The 22,914-nt window shown below is 44.2% G+C and carries 19 protein-coding genes; 10 read left to right on the top strand and 9 right to left on the bottom strand.

Annotation, left to right across the window (positions count from 1 at the left end; translation table 11 throughout):
• The first annotated feature begins 12 nt into the window (after positions 1–12).
• Positions 13–3,120 (top strand): S41 family peptidase, encoded by a 3,108-nt coding sequence (locus GVN16_RS01535; protein WP_229243997.1) that lies wholly within the window; start codon positions 13–15, stop codon positions 3,118–3,120.
• Positions 3,121–3,176: 56 nt separating this feature from the next.
• Here GVN16_RS01535 and GVN16_RS01530 read toward each other — a convergent pair whose 3' ends face one another.
• Positions 3,177–4,106, bottom strand: a complete 930-nt coding sequence (locus GVN16_RS01530; protein ID WP_166562535.1) for an AraC family transcriptional regulator — start codon at positions 4,104–4,106, stop codon at positions 3,177–3,179.
• 56 nt (positions 4,107–4,162) lie between these two features.
• Positions 4,163–5,173: an aldo/keto reductase gene (locus tag GVN16_RS01525; RefSeq protein WP_166562066.1), complete on the bottom strand. Its 1,011-nt coding sequence runs from the start codon at positions 5,171–5,173 to the stop codon at positions 4,163–4,165.
• A gap of 259 nt (positions 5,174–5,432) precedes the next feature.
• On the opposite strand from GVN16_RS01525, the gene GVN16_RS01520 reads away from it, so the two are divergent.
• The 8 genes from GVN16_RS01520 (at position 5,433) to GVN16_RS01485 (ending at position 14,275) form a co-directional block, all read left to right on the top strand.
• A complete protein-coding gene (locus GVN16_RS01520) occupies positions 5,433–5,972 on the top strand; it encodes an RNA polymerase sigma-70 factor (RefSeq protein WP_166562065.1) in 540 nt (179 codons plus the stop codon).
• A gap of 68 nt (positions 5,973–6,040) precedes the next feature.
• A complete protein-coding gene (locus tag GVN16_RS01515) occupies positions 6,041–6,718 on the top strand; it encodes a hypothetical protein (protein WP_166562064.1) in 678 nt (225 codons plus the stop codon).
• A 13-nt stretch (positions 6,719–6,731) separates the two neighbouring features.
• Entirely contained in the window at positions 6,732–7,925 is a 1,194-nt protein-coding gene (locus GVN16_RS01510; protein WP_166562063.1) for a hypothetical protein, read from the top strand.
• Between the two features lie 120 nt (positions 7,926–8,045).
• Positions 8,046–10,433 carry a TonB-dependent receptor gene (locus GVN16_RS01505; RefSeq protein WP_229243995.1) on the top strand — a complete coding sequence of 796 codons (2,388 nt, stop codon included), beginning with the start codon at positions 8,046–8,048 and terminating at the stop codon, positions 10,431–10,433.
• A gap of 46 nt (positions 10,434–10,479) precedes the next feature.
• Entirely contained in the window at positions 10,480–11,676 is a 1,197-nt protein-coding gene (locus tag GVN16_RS01500) for a DUF4374 domain-containing protein (protein ID WP_166562062.1), read from the top strand.
• Between the two features lie 54 nt (positions 11,677–11,730).
• Positions 11,731–12,876, top strand: a complete 1,146-nt coding sequence (locus GVN16_RS01495; protein ID WP_166562061.1) for a PepSY domain-containing protein — start codon at positions 11,731–11,733, stop codon at positions 12,874–12,876.
• Between the two features lie 175 nt (positions 12,877–13,051).
• Positions 13,052–13,342, top strand: coding sequence for a hypothetical protein (locus GVN16_RS01490; RefSeq protein ID WP_166562060.1), 291 nt, complete (start codon positions 13,052–13,054; stop codon positions 13,340–13,342).
• A 69-nt stretch (positions 13,343–13,411) separates the two neighbouring features.
• The gene (locus GVN16_RS01485; protein ID WP_166562059.1) at positions 13,412–14,275 is read left to right on the top strand and encodes a sugar phosphate isomerase/epimerase; all 864 of its coding nucleotides are present in this window, start codon (positions 13,412–13,414) and stop codon (positions 14,273–14,275) included.
• A gap of 12 nt (positions 14,276–14,287) precedes the next feature.
• On the opposite strand, the gene GVN16_RS01480 is transcribed toward GVN16_RS01485, so the two are convergent.
• Positions 14,288–15,247: an AraC family transcriptional regulator gene (locus GVN16_RS01480; protein WP_166562058.1), complete on the bottom strand. Its 960-nt coding sequence runs from the start codon at positions 15,245–15,247 to the stop codon at positions 14,288–14,290.
• Between the two features lie 82 nt (positions 15,248–15,329).
• Here GVN16_RS01480 and GVN16_RS01475 point away from each other — a divergent pair, with 82 nt between their 5' ends.
• Positions 15,330–15,716 carry a hypothetical protein gene (locus GVN16_RS01475; protein WP_166562057.1) on the top strand — a complete coding sequence of 129 codons (387 nt, stop codon included), beginning with the start codon at positions 15,330–15,332 and terminating at the stop codon, positions 15,714–15,716.
• Between the two features lie 39 nt (positions 15,717–15,755).
• On the opposite strand, the gene GVN16_RS01470 is transcribed toward GVN16_RS01475, so the two are convergent.
• From GVN16_RS01470 to GVN16_RS01445, 6 genes are all read right to left on the bottom strand, one after another.
• Positions 15,756–16,811 (bottom strand): hypothetical protein, encoded by a 1,056-nt coding sequence (locus GVN16_RS01470; protein WP_166562056.1) that lies wholly within the window; start codon positions 16,809–16,811, stop codon positions 15,756–15,758.
• 84 nt (positions 16,812–16,895) lie between these two features.
• The gene (locus tag GVN16_RS01465; protein WP_166562055.1) at positions 16,896–18,041 is read right to left on the bottom strand and encodes a helix-turn-helix domain-containing protein; all 1,146 of its coding nucleotides are present in this window, start codon (positions 18,039–18,041) and stop codon (positions 16,896–16,898) included.
• A gap of 50 nt (positions 18,042–18,091) precedes the next feature.
• The gene (locus GVN16_RS01460; protein WP_166562054.1) at positions 18,092–19,078 is read right to left on the bottom strand and encodes a hypothetical protein; all 987 of its coding nucleotides are present in this window, start codon (positions 19,076–19,078) and stop codon (positions 18,092–18,094) included.
• Positions 19,079–19,218: 140 nt separating this feature from the next.
• Positions 19,219–20,409: a DUF4932 domain-containing protein gene (locus tag GVN16_RS01455; protein WP_166562053.1), complete on the bottom strand. Its 1,191-nt coding sequence runs from the start codon at positions 20,407–20,409 to the stop codon at positions 19,219–19,221.
• Positions 20,410–20,455: 46 nt separating this feature from the next.
• A complete protein-coding gene (locus GVN16_RS01450; protein WP_166562052.1) occupies positions 20,456–21,226 on the bottom strand; it encodes an AraC family transcriptional regulator in 771 nt (256 codons plus the stop codon).
• Positions 21,227–21,828: 602 nt separating this feature from the next.
• Positions 21,829–22,893 (bottom strand): hypothetical protein, encoded by a 1,065-nt coding sequence (locus GVN16_RS01445; protein WP_166562051.1) that lies wholly within the window; start codon positions 22,891–22,893, stop codon positions 21,829–21,831.
• Positions 22,894–22,914 lie beyond the last annotated feature (21 nt).

Raw genomic sequence — 22,914 nt, 5'->3', positions numbered from 1 at the left:
TCAAACCATATTATGATGATAAAGCAAACCCTGTTACTTATTTTATGCGGGCTGGTTATTTTCCGGTCATCAGCTCAGTCTTCTTCTGAAGCCTCTTTTTTTCTTTCTTATCCCTGTTTAAGTCCTGACGGCAGTACGGTCGTTTTCAGTTACGACGGTGATCTCTGGATTACCTCTGTCCATGCCCTGAAGCCCCAAAAACTCACCTCGATGCCCGGATATGAAACCGGGGCCCGTTTTTCACCGGATGGCCGGTGGATTGCGTTCACAGGTCGTCGATCCGGTAATGCCGATGTGTTTATTCTCTCAGCAGATTCGGGAGAGATAAAGCAACTGACTTTTCACAGTGCTGCCGATGAGGTCAATTCCTGGAGCCGGGATTCAGATTTTATCTATTTTACCTCCGACCGTAACGGACCCTTGTCAGGTTACAAAGTCAGCCTGAAAGGAGAAACCCCGGTCAGGGTACTGGGCGATTACTATTTTCAGAATGACCACCTGCTTGCAGAACATCCCCTGACCGGAGATATATTTTTTAACAATACCTGGGAAAGCAGTTACCTGGTACAGAGAAAAGGTTATAAAGGACCCTTTAACCCGGATATACAGTCTTATAACCCTGTCACAAAGCAGTACCGGAAATACACAGATTATATTGGAAAAGACTATGGAGCTACCTTTGATGCTCAAGGAAACCTGTTTTTTCTTTCTGATGAGGGAAACGGGGAAGCAAATCTCTATACCATTAAAAATAATAAGAAAACGGGCCTCACCCGGTTTGGTACCTCCATCCGGAATGCGGTGGTAAATGCAGAAGGCAGCCGGGTGGTGTTTGAGAAAGATTATCAGTTGTTTATCTACGATGTAAAAGCCGGGATAAGTGAAAAGCTGAGCATCACACTGCCCCGTGGTGCCGGTCTTAATGCTGAGAAAAAGTTTAATATTAAAGGTAATATTACAAAATTTGATGTTTCGCCGGACGGAAAAAAAATGGCATTTACTTCAAGAGGAGAGCTGTTTGTCAGTAATGCAGACGGAACTTCCATAACCCGGATAAACAAGGGGAAATTCGAAAGAGCTTCAGAGGTCAGATGGCTGAACGACAACCATACCCTGCTCTTTAATCAGACTGCCGGAGGGTTTCTTAACTGGTACACAATAGGTGCCGACGGCAAATCTCCCCTGAAAAGTGTGACGGATGATCAGAGAAACAACCGTTCCCTGTCTTTCAATAAGTCTATGACCATGGGAGTTTATCTGAGCGGAAGAGATGAGGTCAGGCTGATGGATTTGAAAACCATGCAAAGCAAGGTGCTGGTAAAAGATGAGATCTGGGCCATCTGGGCAGATAAAACGGATCCCTTTTTCTCTCCTGATGACCGCTACGTGTGTTATACCGCTCACCGGAATTTTGAGGAAGATATTTTTGTGTGCGAAATTTCGGGTGGGAAAACGATGAACCTGACCAAAACGGGGGTTACGGAAACCGGGCCTGTATGGAGCCCTGACGGGAAATATATTTATTTTACCGCTTCAAGACTGAACCCCGCTTTTCCGTATGGTATGCAGAATCCGGGTATTTACCGCCTGCCTTTACAAAATTTCAGCAGACCTTTCAGGTCAGAAAAAAACATCGCAAAAAAGGATAATCCTGGTATTGCGGTCAGCATTGATACGGTCAATATCATGGAGAGAGTGGAGCAGGTGGGTAACTTGTTCAGCTCAAAATACCTGTCAAATGTATTTCAGAAAGGAGATAAAACCAGCCTCTATTTTATCAGTGACCAGGATCAGGGTAAATGGGCAGTCTGGAGAACGACACTCCGGCCGTTTGAAGAAGAAAAAACAGAAAAAGTAAGCGGGTTTAAAGAGAGCAGGGGAGTGAGTTTGAGCATGGCCGGAAACGACAAAGGAATGTTTGCTTTGGTAAACGGCCAGATATATCGTCTGAATGAGGATGAAAACAAAGCGGAGCTGATAGAGCTGAACTTCGATTTCCCGGGAACACTGCAGGACGACTTTAACCAGGTGTTTTACAATGCCTGGGCTAAAATCGATGAGAATTTTTATGATGAACAATTCAACGGGGTAGATTGGAAAAAAATGAGGGATAAGTACGCCAGCTTCCTCCCTTTCCTAAACAAACGGTCTGATTTCAGGACACTGATGCATGATATGCTGGGTGAACTGAATTCTTCACACCAGCGGTTTAACTCTTTCGGTGAAGAAGATTTTTTGCCGGAGGCTGTCCGCACGATGGAAACGGGCATCGTATTCCATAAAGAAAAACCGTATGTAGTGAGTCATGTGCTGAAAGGCTCGGCTGCAGATAAAACAGGCGTCTCTGTGATGGAAGGCGACGAACTGGTAAAGGTGGACAGCTTCCGGGTTGAAGGAAACATGAGTCGTGACTTTTACTTTACCCGGACTTCTCTTGCGGATGAAACTGAGCTTACATTTAGGCGGAACGATAATCTTTTTTCGGTAAAGATTCATCCTCAGAATGGCATTTCTCCCAGCCTTTATGCTCAATGGATAGCCGGAAACCAGAAACGGGTAACTGAAAAAAGCAAAGGGAAGATAGCTTATGTGTTTATGGAAAACGTGGAACGGGCTGCTTTCAACCAATTTATCATAGAAATAAGCCGCGAACTGGAAGGAAAAGAAGGCCTTATCCTGGACCTGAGGTATAATGATGGCGGACAGATGCATGATGAACTGTTGAAATTTCTAAGTCAGAAATCCTACGCTTCCTGGAAATACCGCGGGGGCAAAATGACAAAACAGGGGAATTTTACCCCATCTGACAAGCCGATAATTTTGCTGATTAATGAGCAGACGCTGAGCGACGGTGAGATGACTGCCACTGGTTTTAAGGGATTGAAACTGGGAAAGGTAATCGGCAATGAAAGTTATCACTGGGAAATATACACCCGTCCTTTTACGCTGGTCGACGGTTCTTCGGTCAGAGTACCCTCGTTCGGCTGTTATTCACTGGAAGGGGAAGACCTGGACCGTCATGGTGTTAAACCGGATATCAAAGTGATCAATACATTTGTAGATAACATCAACGGAAATGACAGACAGCTTGACAGGGCCCTGAAAGAGCTATTGAAATAAAATCCGGGAAGTTATTACGGCCCCTCAAATGATTTATAAGGTAATACCGGGGGTTTTCACACAGGTCTGATTTTCAGGAAAGAATGCCTGAACTCCAGCGGGGAGCTCCTGGTCTTGTTTTTAAATAATTTGCTGAATGACTGCGGGTATTCAAATCCCAGCCGGTAGGCAATCTCACTGACACTCAAAGAGGTAGTAGTCAGCACTTCTTTGGCTTTCTCAATGAGCTTATCGTGTATATGCTGCTGGGTGCTTTGTCCGGTGAGGGCACGAAGCATGTCACTGAGGTAGTTGGGCGACACATTCAGTTTTTCTGCGATGTACTGAACACTCGGCAAGCCAGATTCCTGCACCTTTTCGCTGTTGAAGTAATCGGATAATAATTCTTCAAGATGAATCAGGAGATCACTGCCGGCATTTTTACGGGTAATAAACTGGCGGTTATAAAACCTGTTGCAATAGGTGAGGATGAGCTCAATGTGTGAAATGATAACATCCTGGCTGAAAGCATCGATCGACGACTCGTATTCCTGCTGAATGTTCTTCATAAGTCCTGCTACCTGGAGTTCTTCCTTTTCTGAAAGGTGCAGGGCTTCATTGGCGGCGTAAGAGAAAAAACCATATTCCTTTATCGTTTTACTTACCGTGTAGTTCCGTAGGAAGTCCGGATGAACGATCAGCCACCAGCCGGAAAGCTTCAGGTCGGGACTGGTTTCCGCCGAGAATACCTGCCCCGGTGACAAAAAAGTCATGATGCCTTCATCAAAATCGTAGAAATTCTGCCCGTATTTCAGCTTACCTTCAAAGCCTTTTTTGATGCTTACCGAATAGAAATTGTACATCATACTTTTGATACTTTCATCTGTGAAACAGGTGATCTGTTCAAAATCAATGACACTGACCATCGGGTGCAACGGTTTAGGTAACTGCAGGATACGGTGTAATTCTGAAATGGAATTGATCAGGTACGGAGCTTCTTTTTTCATCATGATAACATTAAGTGAACAACAGATAAAATGTACCTGCTGTTCACTTACGGGGTTTAATTGTCTACGGCCTGCATGCCGCTGGTATCGTAGCGGTCGCCGGTGATGGTGCCTAATGGAATAATGGCTTCTAGTTTGGCCAGCTCTTCTGCCGTCAGGCTGACAGAGGCTGCCGCAATATTCTGCTCAATGTATTTCACCCTCTTTGTGCCTGGAATCGGAACGGCACCTTTGGCGATGGTCCAGGCAATGGCCAGCTGAGAAGCGGTTATTTGTTTTTCCTGTGCTATTTTCCTGATTTCATTCACCAGCTCCAGGTTTTTATAAAACATTTCTCCCTGGAAACGCGGGATCCCCCTTCTGAAGTCATTGGCCGCAAAATCATCAGGACTTTTGATCTCTTCCGAAAGAAACCCCCTGCCTAAAGGAGAATAGGCGATAAAGCCGATCTCGAGTTCTTTAAGCGTTTTAGTGATTCCGGCTTCTTCCACACTTCTTTCAAAGAGCGAGTATTCGGTCTGAACGGCAGTTAACGGATGGATGGCATGAGCCTTCCGGATAGTAGCTGACGAAACTTCAGAAAGCCCGATGTAGCCTACTTTTCCTTCTTTGACCAGTTCTGACATGGCACCCACCGTTTCTTCTACAGGAGTGTCCGGGTCCAGGCGATGCAGATAGTATAAATCAATATAATCCGTACCCAGGTTTTTTAGGGAGCGTTCGACAGCCTTTTTTACATAGGCTTTTTTACCGTTAAATTTCCAGGTAAGCTGCTCATTCTCATCTATTTCAAAGCCGAATTTAGTGGCAATAACGTATTTTTCGCGATTGCCTTTGATGGCTTTGGCTATCAGTCTTTCATTGGCCAGCGGGCCGTATAAATCTGCTGTGTCCAGGAAATTGCCGCCCAGTTCGAGGGAACGGTGGATGGTCGCGATGGATTCGGCCTCATCTGCTTTCCCGTAAATATCTGCTCCGGCGATTTGCGACATGCCCATACAACCCAGCCCGATGGGAGGTATAATAAGCCCCTGGTTTCCTAATCTGATTTGTTTGATGGTTTCCATTGATTATTAAAGTGAATTGTTAATTGATGATACAAAAGTACAAGAGTGGTTTTAGGGAAAAGTGTTCAAATCTCTTGTTGTTGTAGCCAAAACCCGGTAAACAGGCTAAGTCTTTCTTCGGAGCTCTTAAGGGCCTGGGCCGGTGACCAGGGAAGGGCGGCATTCCCAAAATCGTGGAATTGATTTGAATATTATTTGGAATTAGTTTAAATAAGATGCTATCTTTGTGAAACTATCAGTGCAGATAGAAACTCAGTAAATGCCGGAAAACGCTCCAAATAATATCATTTTCAGGATCGACCAGAATTCTTTTAAACAGATTTATCTGCTTTACTGGGAAAAGGTATTTTCTATCTGCTATCATCATATCGGCGAAACCGAACCCGCCAAAGGTATGGTACAGGACATCTTCAAATCATTATGGGAGCGTAAAGATGAGCTTGAAATCAGGGTGTCGATAGAACATTACCTCGTCAGGTCCGCCAAATTCAAGGTGTTTGAGTACATCAGGAACACCCGTTCCAGGGAAAAACACTGCGAGATCATGTCTGCAGGCTACTGCAGCTCCGAAAACTGTACGGAAAACGAAATCATGTTTAACAGCCTGAAGGACCAGGTGGAACTGCTGGTGGATACTTTACCCTGCCAGTGCAAAAGGGTCTTTAAAATGAGCCGCGAACAGGGGCTGTCGAATAAAGAAATCGCTTCAAGCCTGCTCATTTCTGAAAGGGCCGTTGAATACCATATCACCCGTGCACTCAGCACATTACGGACGAGCCTCTCAGCGTATATTTCGTAGTTTTTATGACAGACTTGCGGTAAATGCTTATTTATGCTACTTTTACTAAAAAGGAACTCCCCGCTTAAATGAGAATAAGCAAAGAACTGATTGAAAAGTACCACGACGGCCTGTGTTCGCCCAGTGAAAAGGAAGCGGTAGAAAACTGGCTGAACAGCGATGCTGTGGACGAAGCATTTGAATTGCCTTCTGAGATCAGTAAAGAACAATTCAGTGATGATATCTGGAATGAAATAGCCGTCATTCTCCCTGAAGAAAAGCAGGAGCAGGTTTCTGTTTTCAGTCCGGCCCGCAGATCGGTGTGGCGGCAGGCAGCCGCTGTTTTGCTGGTAGGTGCCGCCGGAATGACCTTCTTTTTTCTTAAAAACAAAGGTGTTAATTCAAGCAATATCATTGTCGTGAAAAATACTTCTGAAACCGTCAACAAAGACCTCGAGGCTTCTGAATATACCATTTCTGTAGGACCCAACAGTAATGTGGAGATCAATAATAAAAATGGCGTCATTGATTTTTGCGGGGCGGTGATGATCAACCCGAAAAAAGACCTGACACTGACCATCCAGGGCACCTGCGAAGTCAATAAACTGAGCAATGAAAAACATTATCTCAAAAAAGGATTGACCTATATTGCTTTGAATTATAAAAGCAGCTCCAATCCCGGTGAAGTGCTCATACTGGACGACGGCTCCCTGATGGGCCTGCCGCCGCTTATGAAACGCCAGCTCATGCACCAGTTTAATATTTGACCCTTAATGCTTAATGACTGAGTTTAAAAAGTTTGTTCTCCTGGCGTTGCCTTTTTTTCTGGCTGTTGCCGGTTGTTCCTCCCCGAATGAAAATTCCCCGAAAAAATATAGCATTTATGCCATGATGAAAGATGGCAGTGAGTACATCATACAGACAGATTCGCTGGACGCCAAAGCCATTGAGCCTGCAGACGGTGCGAAAATAGCCATCAAAGACGTCTGGTCTGACCTGATCGTGAAAGACGGGTTCTATTACCGGCTGGATTGGAAGACAGAAACTTTTTTTAAGTACAGGCTTGAAGGGGATCACCTGATAGAACTGGATACGGTTAAGCTGCCCGGGTTTTCTTTTCTCGAAACCTATCATTGGGTGGCAAAAGACAGCCTGCTGCTGATTACCTACAATAAGCACGTCAAAAAGACATTGTATGCCAAATTAAGCGTTCCTGATTTTGTCCTTAAAACTGGAGAGATGAATATTCCTACTCCGGCAGGTATATTCAACTGGATGTCTATCGGATTTGCACAGCTGAGAAAAGACAAACTTTTTGTGGGATACACCTATCATACGACCAGCACAAACGGCTTTACGACCAGCGATACAGCCCACGTGTCTGTGTTGAAATATCCGGAAATGATCTGCCTGCAGGTATTTAAAGATACGAAATCTACTTATCCGGGTGGGATCAATACCGAAGAGCCGTTTACATTTACTGATGAAAAAGGAGATTTTTACTACATAGCCTGTCCGGGTATCGCCCTGGGAAACCACCCGGATAAACCTACGGGTATCTACAGGATCAAAAGCAATGAAGAGCACCCTGATTCTTCCTTTTTTATCAATATCTCTGCTTCTGCCATTCAGAATCATGCTTACGGAATCTGGTATATAGGTAATGGCAAAGCCATCGTCAGAAGTGAAAGAAAAGGGCTGTTTACGGGCATGAAAGACCATTATAAAGTAGCCCACTTTGATTTTTATGTGGTAGAACTCGCCACCGGAAAGGCAGAAAGACTGGCCCTGCCGCTCGACAAGGGTACTGCAAGACAGTGTATAATCTACAAAGACGGTATCGCTTATATCACCATTAATTCGGACACAGCAGGCAGTTATGTCTGGACCTACAATCCCGAAACCAAAACCCTTAAAAGAGGCATGAAATTCGAAGGTGAAATCGACTACATCCTGAGGATTGACGAGCTTTGAATAAAGTAATTCAGAAATTTAAAAATATTTCCTTTCCCACCTTCGGTAATCTCCGCTTTAAGCTACTATAACATTGATATGCCCGTTTCAGGACAGACCTGACAACCGGCAAAACCATTAATGTTACTTAAAAATATGCGATTGGAGAGATACCTGATGACAGGTTTGCTGGCAGTGTTTCACTTATGGTCAGCTGAATTATACGCTCAGAATACAGCCACCATTTCCGGATACGCAAAAAGCGGGAATAACTCAGGATTACCAGGTGTTTCTGTTGCGATAAAGGGCACTACCACCGGGACATTCACTGATGAATCGGGATTTTTTGCCTTGAAAAACCTAAAGCCGGGGAATTATACCATTGAAGCCAGTTTTATCGGTTATGAGAAAGCGAGTTCAGCCGTCACTGTAAAGGCAGGTCAGAACCTTACCCTGAATTTCAACCTGAAAGAATCACAAACCGATCTCAGCGAAGTAAGGGTTTACGGTAAAACCGAAAGCCAGAAAGCAAGAGAACAGGCTTTTACCGTTAACGCCATCGAAACCAAACAATATGCCAACACAACCGCCGACCTTAACCTGGTGCTGAACAAAACAGCCGGGGTGAGGGTGCGTGAAGAAGGGGGCATGGGTTCTGATTTTAATTTCTCCATCAACGGACTTTCAGGCAAGGCGGTCAAGTTTTTTATTGACGGTGTGCCGATGGAAATCATGGGCAGCACGATGTCGCTCAACAATATTCCTGTTAACCTGGCCGAGAGGATGGAGGTTTATAAAGGTGTCGTTCCGGTAGACCTGGGATCGGATGCTCTGGGCGGTGCGGTCAATATCATTACGAACCAGGGTGTCAGCAATTACCTGGATGCCAGCTACAGCTACGGTTCATTCAATACCCACAGGACTGCCCTGACCGGGCAGATAACGTCTAAGAAGGGCCTGATCGTTAAAGGAAGTCTGTTCTACAATTATTCCGACAACAACTACCTCATGAAAGGTATGGAAATCTGGGATGAAACAGAATACAAATACGTGAACCGTGATTTCAGAAGGTTTCATGACCGGTATATGTCGGTGATGGGGCAGCTGGAAGCTGGGGTGGTCAATAAAAAATGGGCGGACGTTCTGTTCGCCGGGGTTTCTTATTCGGCCAATGACCAGCATATACAGACCGGAACAAGACAAGACGTGGTCTATGGCGGCGTTACCAAAAACGGAAACGCCTTCAACACCACGCTGAGATATAAAAAAGACGATCTGTTTACCAAAGGGCTGAATGTCAATCTTTTTGCTTCACGATCGGTAGACAGTTACATCGTCACCGATACCACGGGTTATAAGTATTACTGGGACGGGTCGAGGGTCAGAACCAGCCTCGGTGAAATCAATGCGGCGAAGTCCGTTACCAACATCAACCGGCCGAGGACATTCTCCAGGATGAACCTCAGTTACGGGCTTTCCAAAAATCATTCTATCAACCTTAACTATACATTTGATCACCTCAGAAACGAAAACTACGACGAGCTGATCACCGACCATGCGGACATTCCGGGGATATTATCCAAACATATTGTGGGTCTGGCTTACCAGCATAACCTCCTGGAAGACCGTCTGACTTATACTTTATTCGGTAAATATTACGGCATCGGCGTGCAGCAGTCAAGGTACGTGTCTGCTACAGGGGAATATTCACAGGCCAATGATTTCCAGAGTAACTACGGCTACGGAGTGGCTTCGAGATACAAACTGAAAGGCGACCTGGGCGTGAAAGTCTCTTATGAAAAAGCCTATCGTCTGCAGGAAGTAGGCGAGATGTTCGGTAACGGTTACACCGTGGTGGCTAACCTCGAACTGAAGCCTGAATCAAGTCAGAATTTTAACCTGGGAGCTTATTATGGGTTCAGGGTAAACAAGCATAAAGTATTTTTAGAAGTGTCGTGGTTCTACAGGCAGGCGAACGACTTCATTTACTCTGTGGTGTACCGTTCCAACTCGAGCGTCAGCAGGTTCGAAAACACTTCCAAAGTGAAAATTGACGGATTGGAAGGGGATATCAAATATACCTACGGCGACCTGGTCAACTTCAATTTAAACGTCAGCTACCAGAATGCCATCAACAATACCAAATATTCGGTGGGCTCATCAGGAAACAATATAGAAGCTACTTACCTGAACAAAATTCCCAACCAGCCCTGGCTGTTCGGAAACGCCGACCTGATGATCGGGAAGAACGACCTCATCGGCAAGAACTCAAGGCTGCAGTTTAACCTGGGCTCACAATACGTTCACTGGTTTTACCTGACCTGGGAAGCCTTCGGCAATAAAGCCGGAAAGAGCATTATCCCGGACCAGTTTGTACACAACGCCTCCGTTTCCAATTCCTGGAAAAACGGCATGTACAACATTTCTGTGGAATGCAAAAACTTCACAGACAACCTGGCCTATGACAATTTCAGATTACAGAAACCCGGCAGGTCGTACGCGGTCAAGCTCAGGTATTTTATCAGGTAAACCTCATTCAGCATTTTAATTCAAATTTTATTATAACCAATACGTCATGTTTAAGCAATTTAAATTCTCTCTGCTGATCACGTTTTCAGCACTTCTTGTCGGGTTCACTTCCTGCGAAAAAGGAAGCGATTCTCCTGATCCCGTAGATGAAACACAGGAAAAATACCTGGTCTGGCTGCAGATCGGCAGCTGGCCGAATACGACCCAGTATATCCTGGGTACCAACTCTCTGACGGAAGGCTCTGTCAACCTGACAGGTCATGGTGCTGAAGTGACCGGAAGATCGGATTATGGTATCATTACCAAAGGTGGCTTTTACTACTATCATAACGCCACCACAGGAAGGTTCTCTAAATTCAAATATGAAAAAGAGCTTTACACAGCAGTAGCCGAAGTTCCTTTTACCCACCTGGCGTCTGTTGACGGTTTTACCTGGATCAACGACAAAACTTTGTTCCTGGTAGGTACAGACGGTGATCAGAAGAAAGTGCATTACTCGGTAGTGGATACCGAAACCCTGAAAATCACTAACGGTGTGTTTGAAATGCCGGCCATTCCGACAGGTTATAATTATGTAAGCCTTGGGAACATCGAGTACACTAACGGTAAAGTGTTCATGCAATTCGGTTACACCGGCGACTGGCCTGCACCATGGCAGAATAAAACCAACATCGGTGTGATTGACTATGCTACCCTGAAATATGAAAAAACACTGACCGACAGCCGTTCTGCGGGTCCCGGAACCAACAAAATCTGGTTGTCAAGTTCATTTGTGGATGAGAAAGGAGATGCTTATTTCGCTACCAACGTGGAGTGGAGTAACCTGACCAGCACCCCGGCGGCTATTTACCGCATCAAGGCCGGAACAACCGTTCTTGATCCAACTTATTACGCAGACAAAGCTTCTATCGGACATGATGCCGTAGGACTGTGGCACATCGGAAACGGCCAGGCCATCCTGAAATACATCGACCGCTCAGTGACTTCAACGCACATCTACGGGTTTGCGGTCTTCAATCTTGAAACAGGTAAAATCACGAAAAAACTGACGGAGATTCCTTTTGACAACGACGCTTACATGCAAAATGTCATCGTGGAAAACGGCAAAGTATATTTTATTACCAATGCAGAAACCGGCAAAGACTATGTATATGAATACAACATGTCGACCGGAGCTGTTAAAACAGGTCTTGAGCTGATCGGGGGATATGACTATATCCTCAGACTGGACAAAATGAGATAATATTTTTAATTAACCCGTCCCGGCTCCCGGGACGGGTTAACACTACCCGGAATAATGCTAAAAAAGATACTTGCCTGGCTACACCTCTGGCTTGGCCTCGCTTCAGGAATTGTAATCGTTATCGTCAGTTTTACAGGGTGCATCCTTGTCTTTGAGAGTGAGATCAAAGACCTGACTTTACCTTACCTGTTTGCAGAAAATCCTGAAAACAAACCTGAACTGCCGCCGTCGGTACTGTACAAAGAGGTTGAGAAGGCGATGCCTGGCAAGGAAATACACAGCGTCTGGTATCATGGCAAAGGCCGCACTGCTCATTTCAGCCTTAATTCGGATTCGGCGGTTTACGTTAATCCGTATACCGGCAAGATAGTGGCCATGATAGACCACGAAGACTTTTTCCATTTTATCCTGGAGGGACACACCAGTCTCTGGCTCGAAAACGAAATCGGATCCGGTATTGTCGAATATTCAACCTTAATCTTTTTAATTCTGCTCATCAGTGGCATCGTCCTCTGGTGGCCGAAGAAATGGAACAAATCCAATACCGATAAAAGCTTTAAAATCAAGTGGAAGGCCAAATTCAAGCGGGTCAATTATGACCTGCACAATGTGCTGGGATTCTATTCGCTGTTCATTGCCCTGATCATCACCTTTACGGGGCTGATCATGGGTTTCAGCTGGTTTTCCAAAGGCGTTTTCTGGCTCACCTCGGGAGGCGGGACCATGCCTGAGTACGTCAGACCTTACTCTGATACCACCCATGTAACAAAGCTGGCCAGCATCGAAAACGTAGACAAAGCCTGGAAGACAGGCGTGGAGAAAATCGGGGTCTATAATAAAGAAGCCATCATCGTATCTTTCCCTGACCATTATTCAGAACCTATTTCTTTGTGTACCGACATGGCCAACGGCTCATGGAGGTATGTTTACCTTGATCAGCATACTTTAAAGCAATTGCCCTCTTCCGAAATTCAGATTGATGAACTGGGCGTAGGCAAATGGCTCAGAAGGACCAATTATGCCCTGCACGTCGGGGCCATTGGTAATATACCGACCAAGATATTGTATTTTTTGGCCAGTCTGATTGCTACCAGTCTTCCCATAACCGGTTTTTATATCTGGTGGGGAAAAAGCAAAAAGAAGAAAAAAGAAGCAAAATCAAAGCGGAAGGCTCAGGGACTCAGGGTTTCAGCAGGGTAAACTTCAACATACATATAGCCATAAAAACAGAAAGTCAGGGCTTTGCCCTGATTTTTTTGTTTGATGGGGTTTTTCATCTAAACTGTGTTGAAATTTGGAATTTTGCTTTAATTTCACCGGATCATTTATTGGTAGGATAAAACACCTGGGTGATTGATCTTAAAACTGTTTTATTATGAAAATAGAAGATTCAAAACGGATTTATCTCCTGATTTTTATAGCCGTCGCTGCCAATGGCTTAACACTATTATCGAAGCAGTTTGTAAGTCATAACGGACAACAGTTGGCTGACTGGGTTATTCCAATATTTGTCTGGCCCGGCCTCTGGATATTGTCTATGATAGTCTCAATGGTTAATTTTATGAAGATCAATAATTTTAAAAGTTGGAGTCAGAGAATTATGGTTTGCGTTATCGTATTTTTTTGTACTCCTTTTCCTTTGATTTTTATAGCTGAATATTTTTAAGTATAGATTAGGGGGAATAGAGTTGGAGCTTGAATACCGGATTAGGAAACAAAAAGTGCAGATAATAATATGACTAAACATGCAGGTTCCCGGAAGTGCGTCATTTGGGTAATGTCTTTTTTTATTACTTCAATTTCTGTTTTTGGTCAATCGGATAACAGACAGAAAATAACTTCTTCCTGGAAACCAGGCGTATCCTTATACACTTTCCATACCTTTTCTTTTCCCGATCAGTTGGCCAAAGCTGACAGTGCAGGGCTGAAATACATCGAAGGATACACTTTTGCCAAAGCAGGGCCGGAGTTGAAAGACTCCCTGATCATGAACCTGTCACCTTCCGGAATCGACAAGCTTGCCCGGCTCATCAGAGAAAGAGGTTTGATCATGGAATCTGTTTATCTTGTAGGTGGCCATTCGGTCGAAAAATGGGAAAAAGAATTCCGGATCGCCAAAAGGTTTAATGTTAAGTACGTAACCGCCGAGCCACAAATGCATTTATTAAACAGCATAGACAGCCTGGCAGGGGTTTACGGCATCAAAGTGGCTCTGCACAATCACTGGAAAGACAACAGCCAGTACTGGCACCCTGATGCTGTGTTGTCTGCATTAAAGGGCCATCCGAATTTCAGGGCTTGTCCTGACCTGGGGCACTGGCCCAAAAGCGGCATCAATCCCGTGGATGGCATCAAGGCATTAAAAGGCCATATCATAGCCATACACCTCAAAGACATTGCTGCTTACAATGACCCTCAACTGAAGGACGTACCTGTGGGCAAAGGTGTAGTCAATTTTCCCGAAGTTTTTAAAGAACTGAAAAAACAGCAATTCAAAGGCCACATCATCATCGAACGTGACGCGGAGGACAAACCCAGCAACCTTATTTCTGTGATAGAGACTGTTAGGTATTGTAAAGAACAAGCTGGTCTAAGGTGATTTAAGGCCGCATTAACCTGCCTTCAGAATCCTGCTCCTCACTATAGCAGGTGGGTCACCATACCACTTGTTGAAACTGTGAAAGAACGCCGCAGGCTCTGAATAACCCAGTAAATAGCTGATGTCTGTAACCGAATACTGCTTGTTTCTCAGCAGAAGCGAAGAGATGTCTTTTTTCAGATCATCCGCCACCTGCCTGAAGGTCGTTTGTTCTTTGGCCAGGGTTCTCTGGAACGTTCTGGGGGTCAGGTTAAAGTTATCAGCAATGTCCTCCAGACGGGGCAGGGCAGGAGTGGCCATGTTTAAAGCGGCTATTTTCACCTTGTTTACAAAATCCTCAGTCCTCTTTAATTCTTCTATCATTTTAAGATATTGCGGAATCAGGTAGTCGAGATGCTTGTCGCTTTGATTTTTGACAGCTCCTTTTAACGCAACATCAGGAAAACTGATGCTGTATGTTTCATCCAGGTAAAACATTTCGGGATAACCTGCATGGTGACAGGGGGAAGATATCCGGATCTCCATACTTTTCTGGCTCATCATCATCAATTCTTTTGAGATGATCGTCAGTACGCTCTCCAGGATCATGCGGTTGAGTTCTTTTTGATCATTATCAATTTTCAGGCTGATGATATGTTTGTCTCCGACAGTCTCATCTGACATGTGAATAATCGGAATGGTAGCATCAATAAAACTCTTCAGATAATGGATGCCTTCCTCCATCGTGCTTGCCTGCATCGATATCTGGTAAATAAGTCCCAAAGCACTCAGATTCAGAAACCGGCCGACTCTTATGCCCAGTAAGTCGTCTTTAAGCGTATTATGAATACTGTCCAGTATTTCATAGAAAAGCTCCCGGCCTATCATCGGAGTGGCTGATGATTCAAATTCTCTGATTAAGCCATTGTCTCTGATATTCCTCAGTCGGCCATAGTCTATGAAGGATTGCAGATGTAAAGCCAGTATATCCATTTTGACAAGGTGCTTTAAATTGTCGCAATTTATCAATACTGAGGAGATAAACCCAGGTAATTTTGATAAAAAAATAACAAAAATGAAAACACTTAAAAACGTCCTTTTAGTCAATGCTCTAAGCTCAGGAGCCACCGGGATTTTGTTGATCGCCATTCCAGGCATGATCACCCATATTTTTAATGTCAACCAGAGATGGCCTTTTATAGCCACAGGTATTTTCCTTTTCGCCTTTGCTTTGCTGGTGTTTTATGCTTCTTATCAACAAGTACAGGCTGCCTCATTGGTAAAAACCATTATCTTTCTTGATATTTCATGGGTAGTTATGAGTATGGTCATTGTCGTGTCACAGTCTTTCGGGCTGTCTATGACCGGTTACCTGCTCATTACAGCCGTGGCCGGGTGGGTAGCTCTGATGGCCTATCTGCAGCATACGAATCTTAAAAAAAGCTTTATTGAAGCTGTATAATGGGAGGGACTGTCTTAAAAAATGGACAGTCCCTTACTTTTATTTTTGTCTGACCAGCTTCATTTCCAATTCCTGGCCTCTCATTTTTCCCCGCAAAATCAACCCGGTTTTCTCTTCGGACAATCTGCCTGAAAATGAATCTGTCGTATTTTCCGGATGCCTCCATTTAACCGTCAGCGAATCGTTTTGATATATATAAGTGCCGATATACCTGTAGCGGTAATCGTTGAACTCAAAGACAAAATCATTCTCCAGGTCCATATACACGGTCGTCAGAACACTGTCCTTTGGTGAGACCGCTTTCCGGTGCTGACCATTGACCTGCAAATCCTCCACCTGGTATTTTCCGGTCAGCTGCGGGTGTTTGTCCGGATAATCATAAGTAGACAGGAAAAGTGCAGGCAAAACAAAAACAGAAAGCTTAACGCCGGTTTTCAGACGCCAGGAGGCATGGAAAGAACTGAGGCCCTGCATGGGGGCCAGGAATATTGTTTTTAATCCTGTATACTCCTGTAAAAGCAGGTAAACCAGCCCCGTAAACAGTACCAAGGCGTGGATAAGTACGCCCCGGGGCATTTCATAAAAATAATCCATGCAAATGATATTGACCATGATCGGTACGGTCATAATAATAGCCAGGAGGCGGGTTTTCCGGACCAGCAGTAGCGTGCCGCATACAATTTGTAGAGTGGCAATAGTCACCGTAAATGGATACGACCACTTAAAGAATGCCCACAATAAGGTTTCTCCACCCAGGCTGTTCAGAGGATTGTCCATCATGCCCAGCGGCACGATCATCTGCAGATGCAGGATTTTCTGCCACCCGAACATAGATAAATCCAGGGCCAGGGCGTAAATGAGGATCCTCTGAAGAAGGCCTTTGGTGTTGTCGCCCAGGTTTTTCTTTTCTTTCCGGTGCATAGCCAATGCCAGGATCAACCCGGCCAGAACGAAAGCCCAGGCCAGGGCCCAGATGGCAGGCATGGGTATCCATTCGCTCAGATGTTTCCGGCCGATTCTCAGAAAAGCCATGCCTGACACAAGGCCGCTGACCAGTCCGGCTGCGATTTTGCTGCTTAATGATGTTTTCTCCATAATGATGTTTATCAGTGTTTTTTTACACACAATATTCGGAGAATGGACCAGTACAATCGTCCGGATGGATACAAGCGGACCTGTTTATGGTTTTTTAGTGCTTTTTATAAACTCTGAGGGCGTCTGCCCGGTGTGTTTTTTAAAGGCATCATTGAAAGTGGTTTTCGAAGAGAAACCCGCTTCATAGGCTATACCCAATACACTCAGGTGCTGATGAGCAGGCGAAAGCATTAGTCTTTTGGCTTCTTCAACCCTGTGGCTGTTGATAAGACTGAAGAAGTTCATTCCATAGCCTTCGTTGATCACATAGGAAAGGTCGTTGACCGGGATGTTCATATATCTGGCCAGCTGAGGTAAGTCAATGCCTTCTTCGGTATAGACTTTCTCTCCGGTTAAAAGCCGGTCGAGGGCCGCTTTTAGTGGCGTCACTTCTTCCTTACCCAGCCGTGGTTTATTCGGGATAGCCGGTTGCGGAGTTTCCAGGACTTCCCGGATGGCCTCTTTGTCCGTTTCGGCCAGTGAAAAGACTTCCTTTTGTGTCAGCAGAAAATAAGTCAGCAGGAAGATAATGGACAGGTATCCGTAAACGGCATAATGACTGAGTAAATTCGACTTGAAGAATATCTGGTTAAACCACAACAGCATCATTGCCGTGATGATCCAAAGCAGGCCGTTGAGCCATTTCAGGTTGATTTTCCGGGTGTCGGAAGTGAACAGCAGGATTTGCCCGCGGTGGTTTTTCAGAAGCAGGAAAGAGGCAATCCAGTACATGAAAAACTGCAGGGGGATAATATAAGTCATGACATGCCCGAGGGGCCGGGAAAGTGTTTCCGGAATAAACCGTCTGCCGGCCAGGGAATCAAAAGACTCAAAACCGGTAAAAAACGATGGCAACGAAAAAATAAAAAACAGGATGGCTGGTAAAATATGCCATACTACAAGACCCCGCTTCATTTTCTGAGGATGCGTGAAATGCCAGACGCTCAGGTACAAAGCAGGAGCTAAAGTAAAACGTGTGATTTCAGACAAGGGAAGGAGCATGGTGTTTTTCGGTATTTCTTCTTCATGCCAGATAAAATACCCCGTCAATGCAAATCCGGTTGAGACCAGGAAGAGACTGAACCACCTGTTGGCCCTGCGGTTGGCATGGTCAGCATTTATAAATATGACAAAGGCCAATAGAAAAGCACTGCCCGCAGCAAATAAATAAATGAAAAGATAGGGGATCATAGGGCATACTTTTGTGTCTCAAAGATAGTCAGTACTTTGAAATAAGCCCTTCATTTTCCCAGCATGTTTTTTAATGCGGTAAAGTTCACTGCTTTTTGTATACCGGAGATATTTTCCTCAAATACCGGGTCTCCATGGGTGAATTTGTATACTACCGTGAAAAACTGCGGTGAAGATTTAGGGAGTTTTGTATTATAGTAAGCAAGGTTAGGTTTAATCGCAATGAAAGATCCTTTCGTGTTTTCTTCAACAAAGCCCGTAAACCGTTCTTCATCATTCCACATACAAATGGCGGGCTGATTCAACTCTGTTTCTGATCTGGTCAGGTAATCGTTGATATTTTTAAAGTATTTGTCATTGTACAGTTTATTGCCTGAATCGTCTTTCACCGCCTTTTCCAGCCGTTTCTTTTGCAGCAGTAAATATTCCTTACGGCTTACATAGTAAAAGGGAAGGGCATCATCATAGGTGATCAGCCAGCTGTATGCCCTCGTTTCCCGGGCTGAGCCCCCGTCGCTGATCAGCTCTTCGCCCATATACCAGGCACCCTCTTTCTTTTGCGGTCTTTGTTTCAATTTCAGATATCCTCTGAAATCATCTTCGGGAATGGTCGCCGCATAGATATTACCGGATGAAAAAATCACATTCGCTGCGATATTGACATTGGTAGAGGACGAAACCTCAACATAATGTTTTGATTTATCAGCACTGTTTTTGTCGCATAAGTACCGGAGTATGTACATAGCAAAATGATAGGGATCTGCCATCCAGGTTTGACCGGCTTCGGGATATTTGCCGTAGACTTCGCTGGTTGAAACCTGGCAGCCTGCAGGTTGATAGTTTGTACTGACCATCTTCCGGATGGAGCTTATGACCAGCTTTTCCTTTGCCAGGTCGGGGGCACTTACATTCCTGACAGAACCCTGCGGGCCGGCTTTCCAGGTGCCAGGCTGCTTCTTCAGCACTTCCTGGATGCAGTCCTGTGAAAAAGCGTTTAATGAAATGAATAAGGCTGCCGGCAGCATCAGATTTTTCATTTGACAATTTGTTTAGTACCCGTTAAATATTTCTTTAACCGCTATCCTCAGAGATTGAGGATTAAGTTAAGGAGAATTTTCAATTTCACCAGCACTGGCCTGAAAACTAATGAATATAAGGATCCTTCAGATAAAAAACATCACAAGCCCCCGCCGTATTTTACTGCCTGCTCATCAATGATCTGTGGTGATAGTGAATGTAAGAACTTCATCAGCTCCGGAACATAACTTTCAAAATCGGGGTGTTTTTTCCTGTTGAGCTCATACTCCCTGATTTTTGTTTCCAGCAAAGGAATCAGCACACATTTGTATTCCTTAATATGCAGTTTTCTCAGACGTTCTGCTTCCTTGTGATCTTTCATGGATACCGCAATGCGGATTTCTCCTAACCTGACGAGGTGCTCCACCACTGATACATACCAGTCATTAATATAGTGCGGTTGCAGTAATTTCGCCAGCTCAGGGGTATATAAAATAGAATCGCCGTTGATCTGGTCTGCGTATTTATCCACGAGCGGATTAACAAACGAATGTCTGATTTCATGGAAAGACAGGAAGCTTGTCACGGCAGGATTATCAAATCCGAACTGCGGGTAGTCAGCAAGGCTGTTTTGAAGGGGCAGCATTTTACTGGAGCTGATGACCATAGAAGGGATTTTGCCTTTTGAAGAAGCTATCCGGGGGCCGAATCCCCGGTAGTTGTCGTCTCCCGGCGTAATGGGCATGGCAGGGGAGATAAACAGCCGGTACTGAGGAAATGACTTGCCGTACCACTTTTCCATATAAGGGAATGCCCGGGCATGGATATCTTTAGACACCTCTTTCAGGGCCCCATCGTAGAAGGCCTTATGTTTTTTCATAAACCCCGCCACATCGGCCCGGATATAAAAACTCCTTAAACTATCGGTGAGCTCTGCAAGTAATCTACCTGATTTCGGATCAGGGGGCGTCGTTTTTTTAAGAACATAACGGGCACCCACCGCAGGAAAATCTTTCTGATTTAACAAATGGTCCATAATCGGGCCGTTATCATGGAAAGTATCCCTCAGTTGCCTGAGTATCTCAGCAATCCTGACGATGAGCGGATCATCCTGATACCGGCTGAAATGCTTAAACCCGAAATGGACCATGGGCTGGTGAGAATAATCTGTCCCTTTGATGTCGAAAACATAGTGCCCGATTCTCTCTACAGCGAGTTTTTCTGCAAAAAAGTAAGTCTCAACATTGACGCTGGTCCCCGCCGTCACTTTTGAAGAGAGTCTGACTTCATACTGGGCTTTGACGTAACAGGTAATAAAAATCAGGATAACCGTAATAGCTGTTCTTTTCATCTTTTGAGTATTTTTTTTCTCAAAGGTATGCTCAGCGATAATGACATTATTGTATAATATTGCTATTTTTGATCATCATCAGGTTTATTCCAAAGAATCTTTTAAATGCCGTATTGAGATGAGTTACGTCATAGAACCCGGTCAATAATGCTACTTCTTTACTTTCTTCACCCCTTAATAGCAGCCTTTTGGCTTGCTCCAGCCGTTTAATCAGAACGTATGCCTGAGGCGTAATACCTTTCGCTTTTTTGAATACCCTGATGAAATGGAATTTACTCATGCAAAATTCCCTGCATAACCAATCCAGACTGAAAGGTGTGAATGGTATCCTGGAAGCAAGTTCATCCAGAAGTTCGAATGAGGGTACTTTATCGTCTTCTTTTTTTAATGCATATTGAGTCAGTTTACGGAAAACCAATTCAAAATCTGTTTTGTCCGTTTGCTTTCCATTAAATAGCTCACTTATCGCAAAAAAGAGATTTGTATCGTTAATGTTCCCGGGCAAACCTTCAATTTTTTTGTTCTGATTAAAATAAGTCAACACGTCGGGGCTTACATAGCAAGTTTGATAACTGTAACCACTGTTGTCCAGAGAGCTGTTTTTGTGGACTTCATTAGCCTGTGTGATGCTTATTGATCCGGCGACGGCGTAAGAGGATTTCTCTGGGGTTAAAAATAACTCTGTGCCATTGGTTATCAGTGAGATACAATACGAGTCGTGAAAATGAAAGGGAAAATAGGAGGTTTCATTTTCTGATGAAAATAGTTCTGTGTTATCGAGGAAGTCATATTTTTTATATTGAAAAGAAGGCTTCATAGATTTATTTGCTATCGTTTAGAGGTGACTCGGATCTATCTTTCGCATTTAACTTTATTCTCTTTTTAAGTTTGAATGCAGTCAGGTTAAAAAGAAGCAATGTTTTTCTATTTAACTGGAAAATGAATTTAAAACTATTCTCAGATGCCTGATACCTCTTTGAGGTTGTCTTGAAAGAATAAAATAACGAAAAACTTGTAGAGAAATGGCTTTAATGCAGTATCGTTTGACTGAAACAGAGAGTGTTAGCAGAAATGAACCTGGAATGTCTGTGCGAAGGGGCTGCAAGACTTTTTATTTTGATGTTTGTAAAGCATTTGAGCCGGGCCTCCTTCCCATCAGCCGGAAACCAAGGTAATTTAATCCGGTCCATCCTGAAATCCTCTCAAAAAAACCAGGATAGAATCTTCGGAAGTGATTACACCATTCATCCATTTGACCCCGGTTGTTCAGGAATGTTGGTCGCTCGCTCAATTATTCCGGTCTCTCACTCAACTATGTTGGTCGCTGCTTCAATCTTACCGGTCGCTCGCTCCACATACTTACTATCGACAGCCCCCAACCCATCCTGTCAATCCTGAAATCCTGTCAAATACTTGTGTTCAAAACCCGGGTGCGTTATCGATAACTGATTCTCCCGTTGATCTCCATATGTATGAAAAACCATTTTGATTACTATAAGTACCGTCTCTTTCGGTATTTTTTTTCGGGTTAAGAATCAGAGCATAATCATTACTTCCGGAGTAATATTTTATTTCAAAAGTATAACCCGTTTTTTCTAACTTATAATCGGATGCTTTTAACCTGTTGCCCCAAAGTTTGGTGTTATTATCTTTTTTGCTCCACCATTCGCCTCTGCCTTGTTTGGGAATAATGGTAAGTTGATTACCCTGAACTACATAAGTGCCGCTTTCATAAGCAAACAGTATTTCTTTCAGATATACCGACCAGTTTTTTAAGCGGAAAACGTAGGTCCCGTCGTCTTTAAACAAATATTCACGTCTGAAATAGCCGGCAGTATATTGCGGAAACCCGTTGGAATAGCCACTTGTTTCCAGATGATTATCGCTCCACAAACCCACTACTGTGCCTTTGCCAGGACTGCCTTTAGGCTTTGTTGTATTAACTGCCTCATTTTCCGAAGCCTTTACCAATTCCAGTGAATTAAGAAATGCCATCAACTCGTTTTGATATTGCTTTGTATTGGTCATCACCAGTACACTCACTGTTTGTCCGCCGCCGGTGGCGGTAAGGAGGGTCGTGACACCTTGACTGCCCCCTTCCGTATAGTTGGCAGTGCCGGAGACCACATCCCAGTTGTTTTCTTTTACGGGTGGTTCTATCACCGGTTCACCATTTACCTGTACGTTGACTTTTACCAGTCTATTCCAGTCATTATGGAAGTTTTCATTGACAGATGCTGCAGAAGCCATAGCTTTTGTGATAACAGCAATGGCATACCCGCCGCTTTTTTTATCGTTAACCGATAACTGAACACCACCGTCGTTTTGCTGTTGTTGCCAGCCTTTGGGTGCTGTAAATGAAACAACCCCGAAGGTCTGTTTTTGCAGGGTTGCGGACTGGTTAACTGCTTTTTTTACAGTATGTGCATTGGAGAAGCCTATCAAAGCACCCATAAGAATGATTGATAAAAATACTTTTTTCATGGTGTTTTCATTTTGTCGGAT

This window comes from Emticicia sp. CRIBPO (assembly GCF_009905725.1).
Lineage (GTDB): Bacteria > Bacteroidota > Bacteroidia > Cytophagales > Spirosomataceae > Leadbetterella.
Note: the sequence above shows the minus strand (reverse complement) of the source record. Positions and strands in the feature narration are given on the sequence as shown.

Bases quoted from the DNA above. Each gene is read 5' to 3' on its own strand.
- GVN16_RS01535 (WP_229243997.1), top strand. From the start codon at position 13: ATGATGATAAAGCAAACCCTGTTACTTATTTTATGCGGGCTGGTTATT.
- GVN16_RS01530 (WP_166562535.1), bottom strand. From the start codon at position 4,106: ATGAAAAAAGAAGCTCCGTACCTGATCAATTCCATTTCAGAATTACAC.
- GVN16_RS01525 (WP_166562066.1), bottom strand. From the start codon at position 5,173: ATGGAAACCATCAAACAAATCAGATTAGGAAACCAGGGGCTTATTATA.
- GVN16_RS01520 (WP_166562065.1), top strand. From the start codon at position 5,433: ATGCCGGAAAACGCTCCAAATAATATCATTTTCAGGATCGACCAGAAT.
- GVN16_RS01515 (WP_166562064.1), top strand. From the start codon at position 6,041: ATGAGAATAAGCAAAGAACTGATTGAAAAGTACCACGACGGCCTGTGT.
- GVN16_RS01510 (WP_166562063.1), top strand. From the start codon at position 6,732: ATGACTGAGTTTAAAAAGTTTGTTCTCCTGGCGTTGCCTTTTTTTCTG.
- GVN16_RS01505 (WP_229243995.1), top strand. From the start codon at position 8,046: ATGTTACTTAAAAATATGCGATTGGAGAGATACCTGATGACAGGTTTG.
- GVN16_RS01500 (WP_166562062.1), top strand. From the start codon at position 10,480: ATGTTTAAGCAATTTAAATTCTCTCTGCTGATCACGTTTTCAGCACTT.
- GVN16_RS01495 (WP_166562061.1), top strand. From the start codon at position 11,731: ATGCTAAAAAAGATACTTGCCTGGCTACACCTCTGGCTTGGCCTCGCT.
- GVN16_RS01490 (WP_166562060.1), top strand. From the start codon at position 13,052: ATGAAAATAGAAGATTCAAAACGGATTTATCTCCTGATTTTTATAGCC.
- GVN16_RS01485 (WP_166562059.1), top strand. From the start codon at position 13,412: ATGACTAAACATGCAGGTTCCCGGAAGTGCGTCATTTGGGTAATGTCT.
- GVN16_RS01480 (WP_166562058.1), bottom strand. From the start codon at position 15,247: ATGGATATACTGGCTTTACATCTGCAATCCTTCATAGACTATGGCCGA.
- GVN16_RS01475 (WP_166562057.1), top strand. From the start codon at position 15,330: ATGAAAACACTTAAAAACGTCCTTTTAGTCAATGCTCTAAGCTCAGGA.
- GVN16_RS01470 (WP_166562056.1), bottom strand. From the start codon at position 16,811: ATGGAGAAAACATCATTAAGCAGCAAAATCGCAGCCGGACTGGTCAGC.
- GVN16_RS01465 (WP_166562055.1), bottom strand. From the start codon at position 18,041: ATGATCCCCTATCTTTTCATTTATTTATTTGCTGCGGGCAGTGCTTTT.
- GVN16_RS01460 (WP_166562054.1), bottom strand. From the start codon at position 19,078: ATGAAAAATCTGATGCTGCCGGCAGCCTTATTCATTTCATTAAACGCT.
- GVN16_RS01455 (WP_166562053.1), bottom strand. From the start codon at position 20,409: ATGAAAAGAACAGCTATTACGGTTATCCTGATTTTTATTACCTGTTAC.
- GVN16_RS01450 (WP_166562052.1), bottom strand. From the start codon at position 21,226: ATGAAGCCTTCTTTTCAATATAAAAAATATGACTTCCTCGATAACACA.
- GVN16_RS01445 (WP_166562051.1), bottom strand. From the start codon at position 22,893: ATGAAAAAAGTATTTTTATCAATCATTCTTATGGGTGCTTTGATAGGC.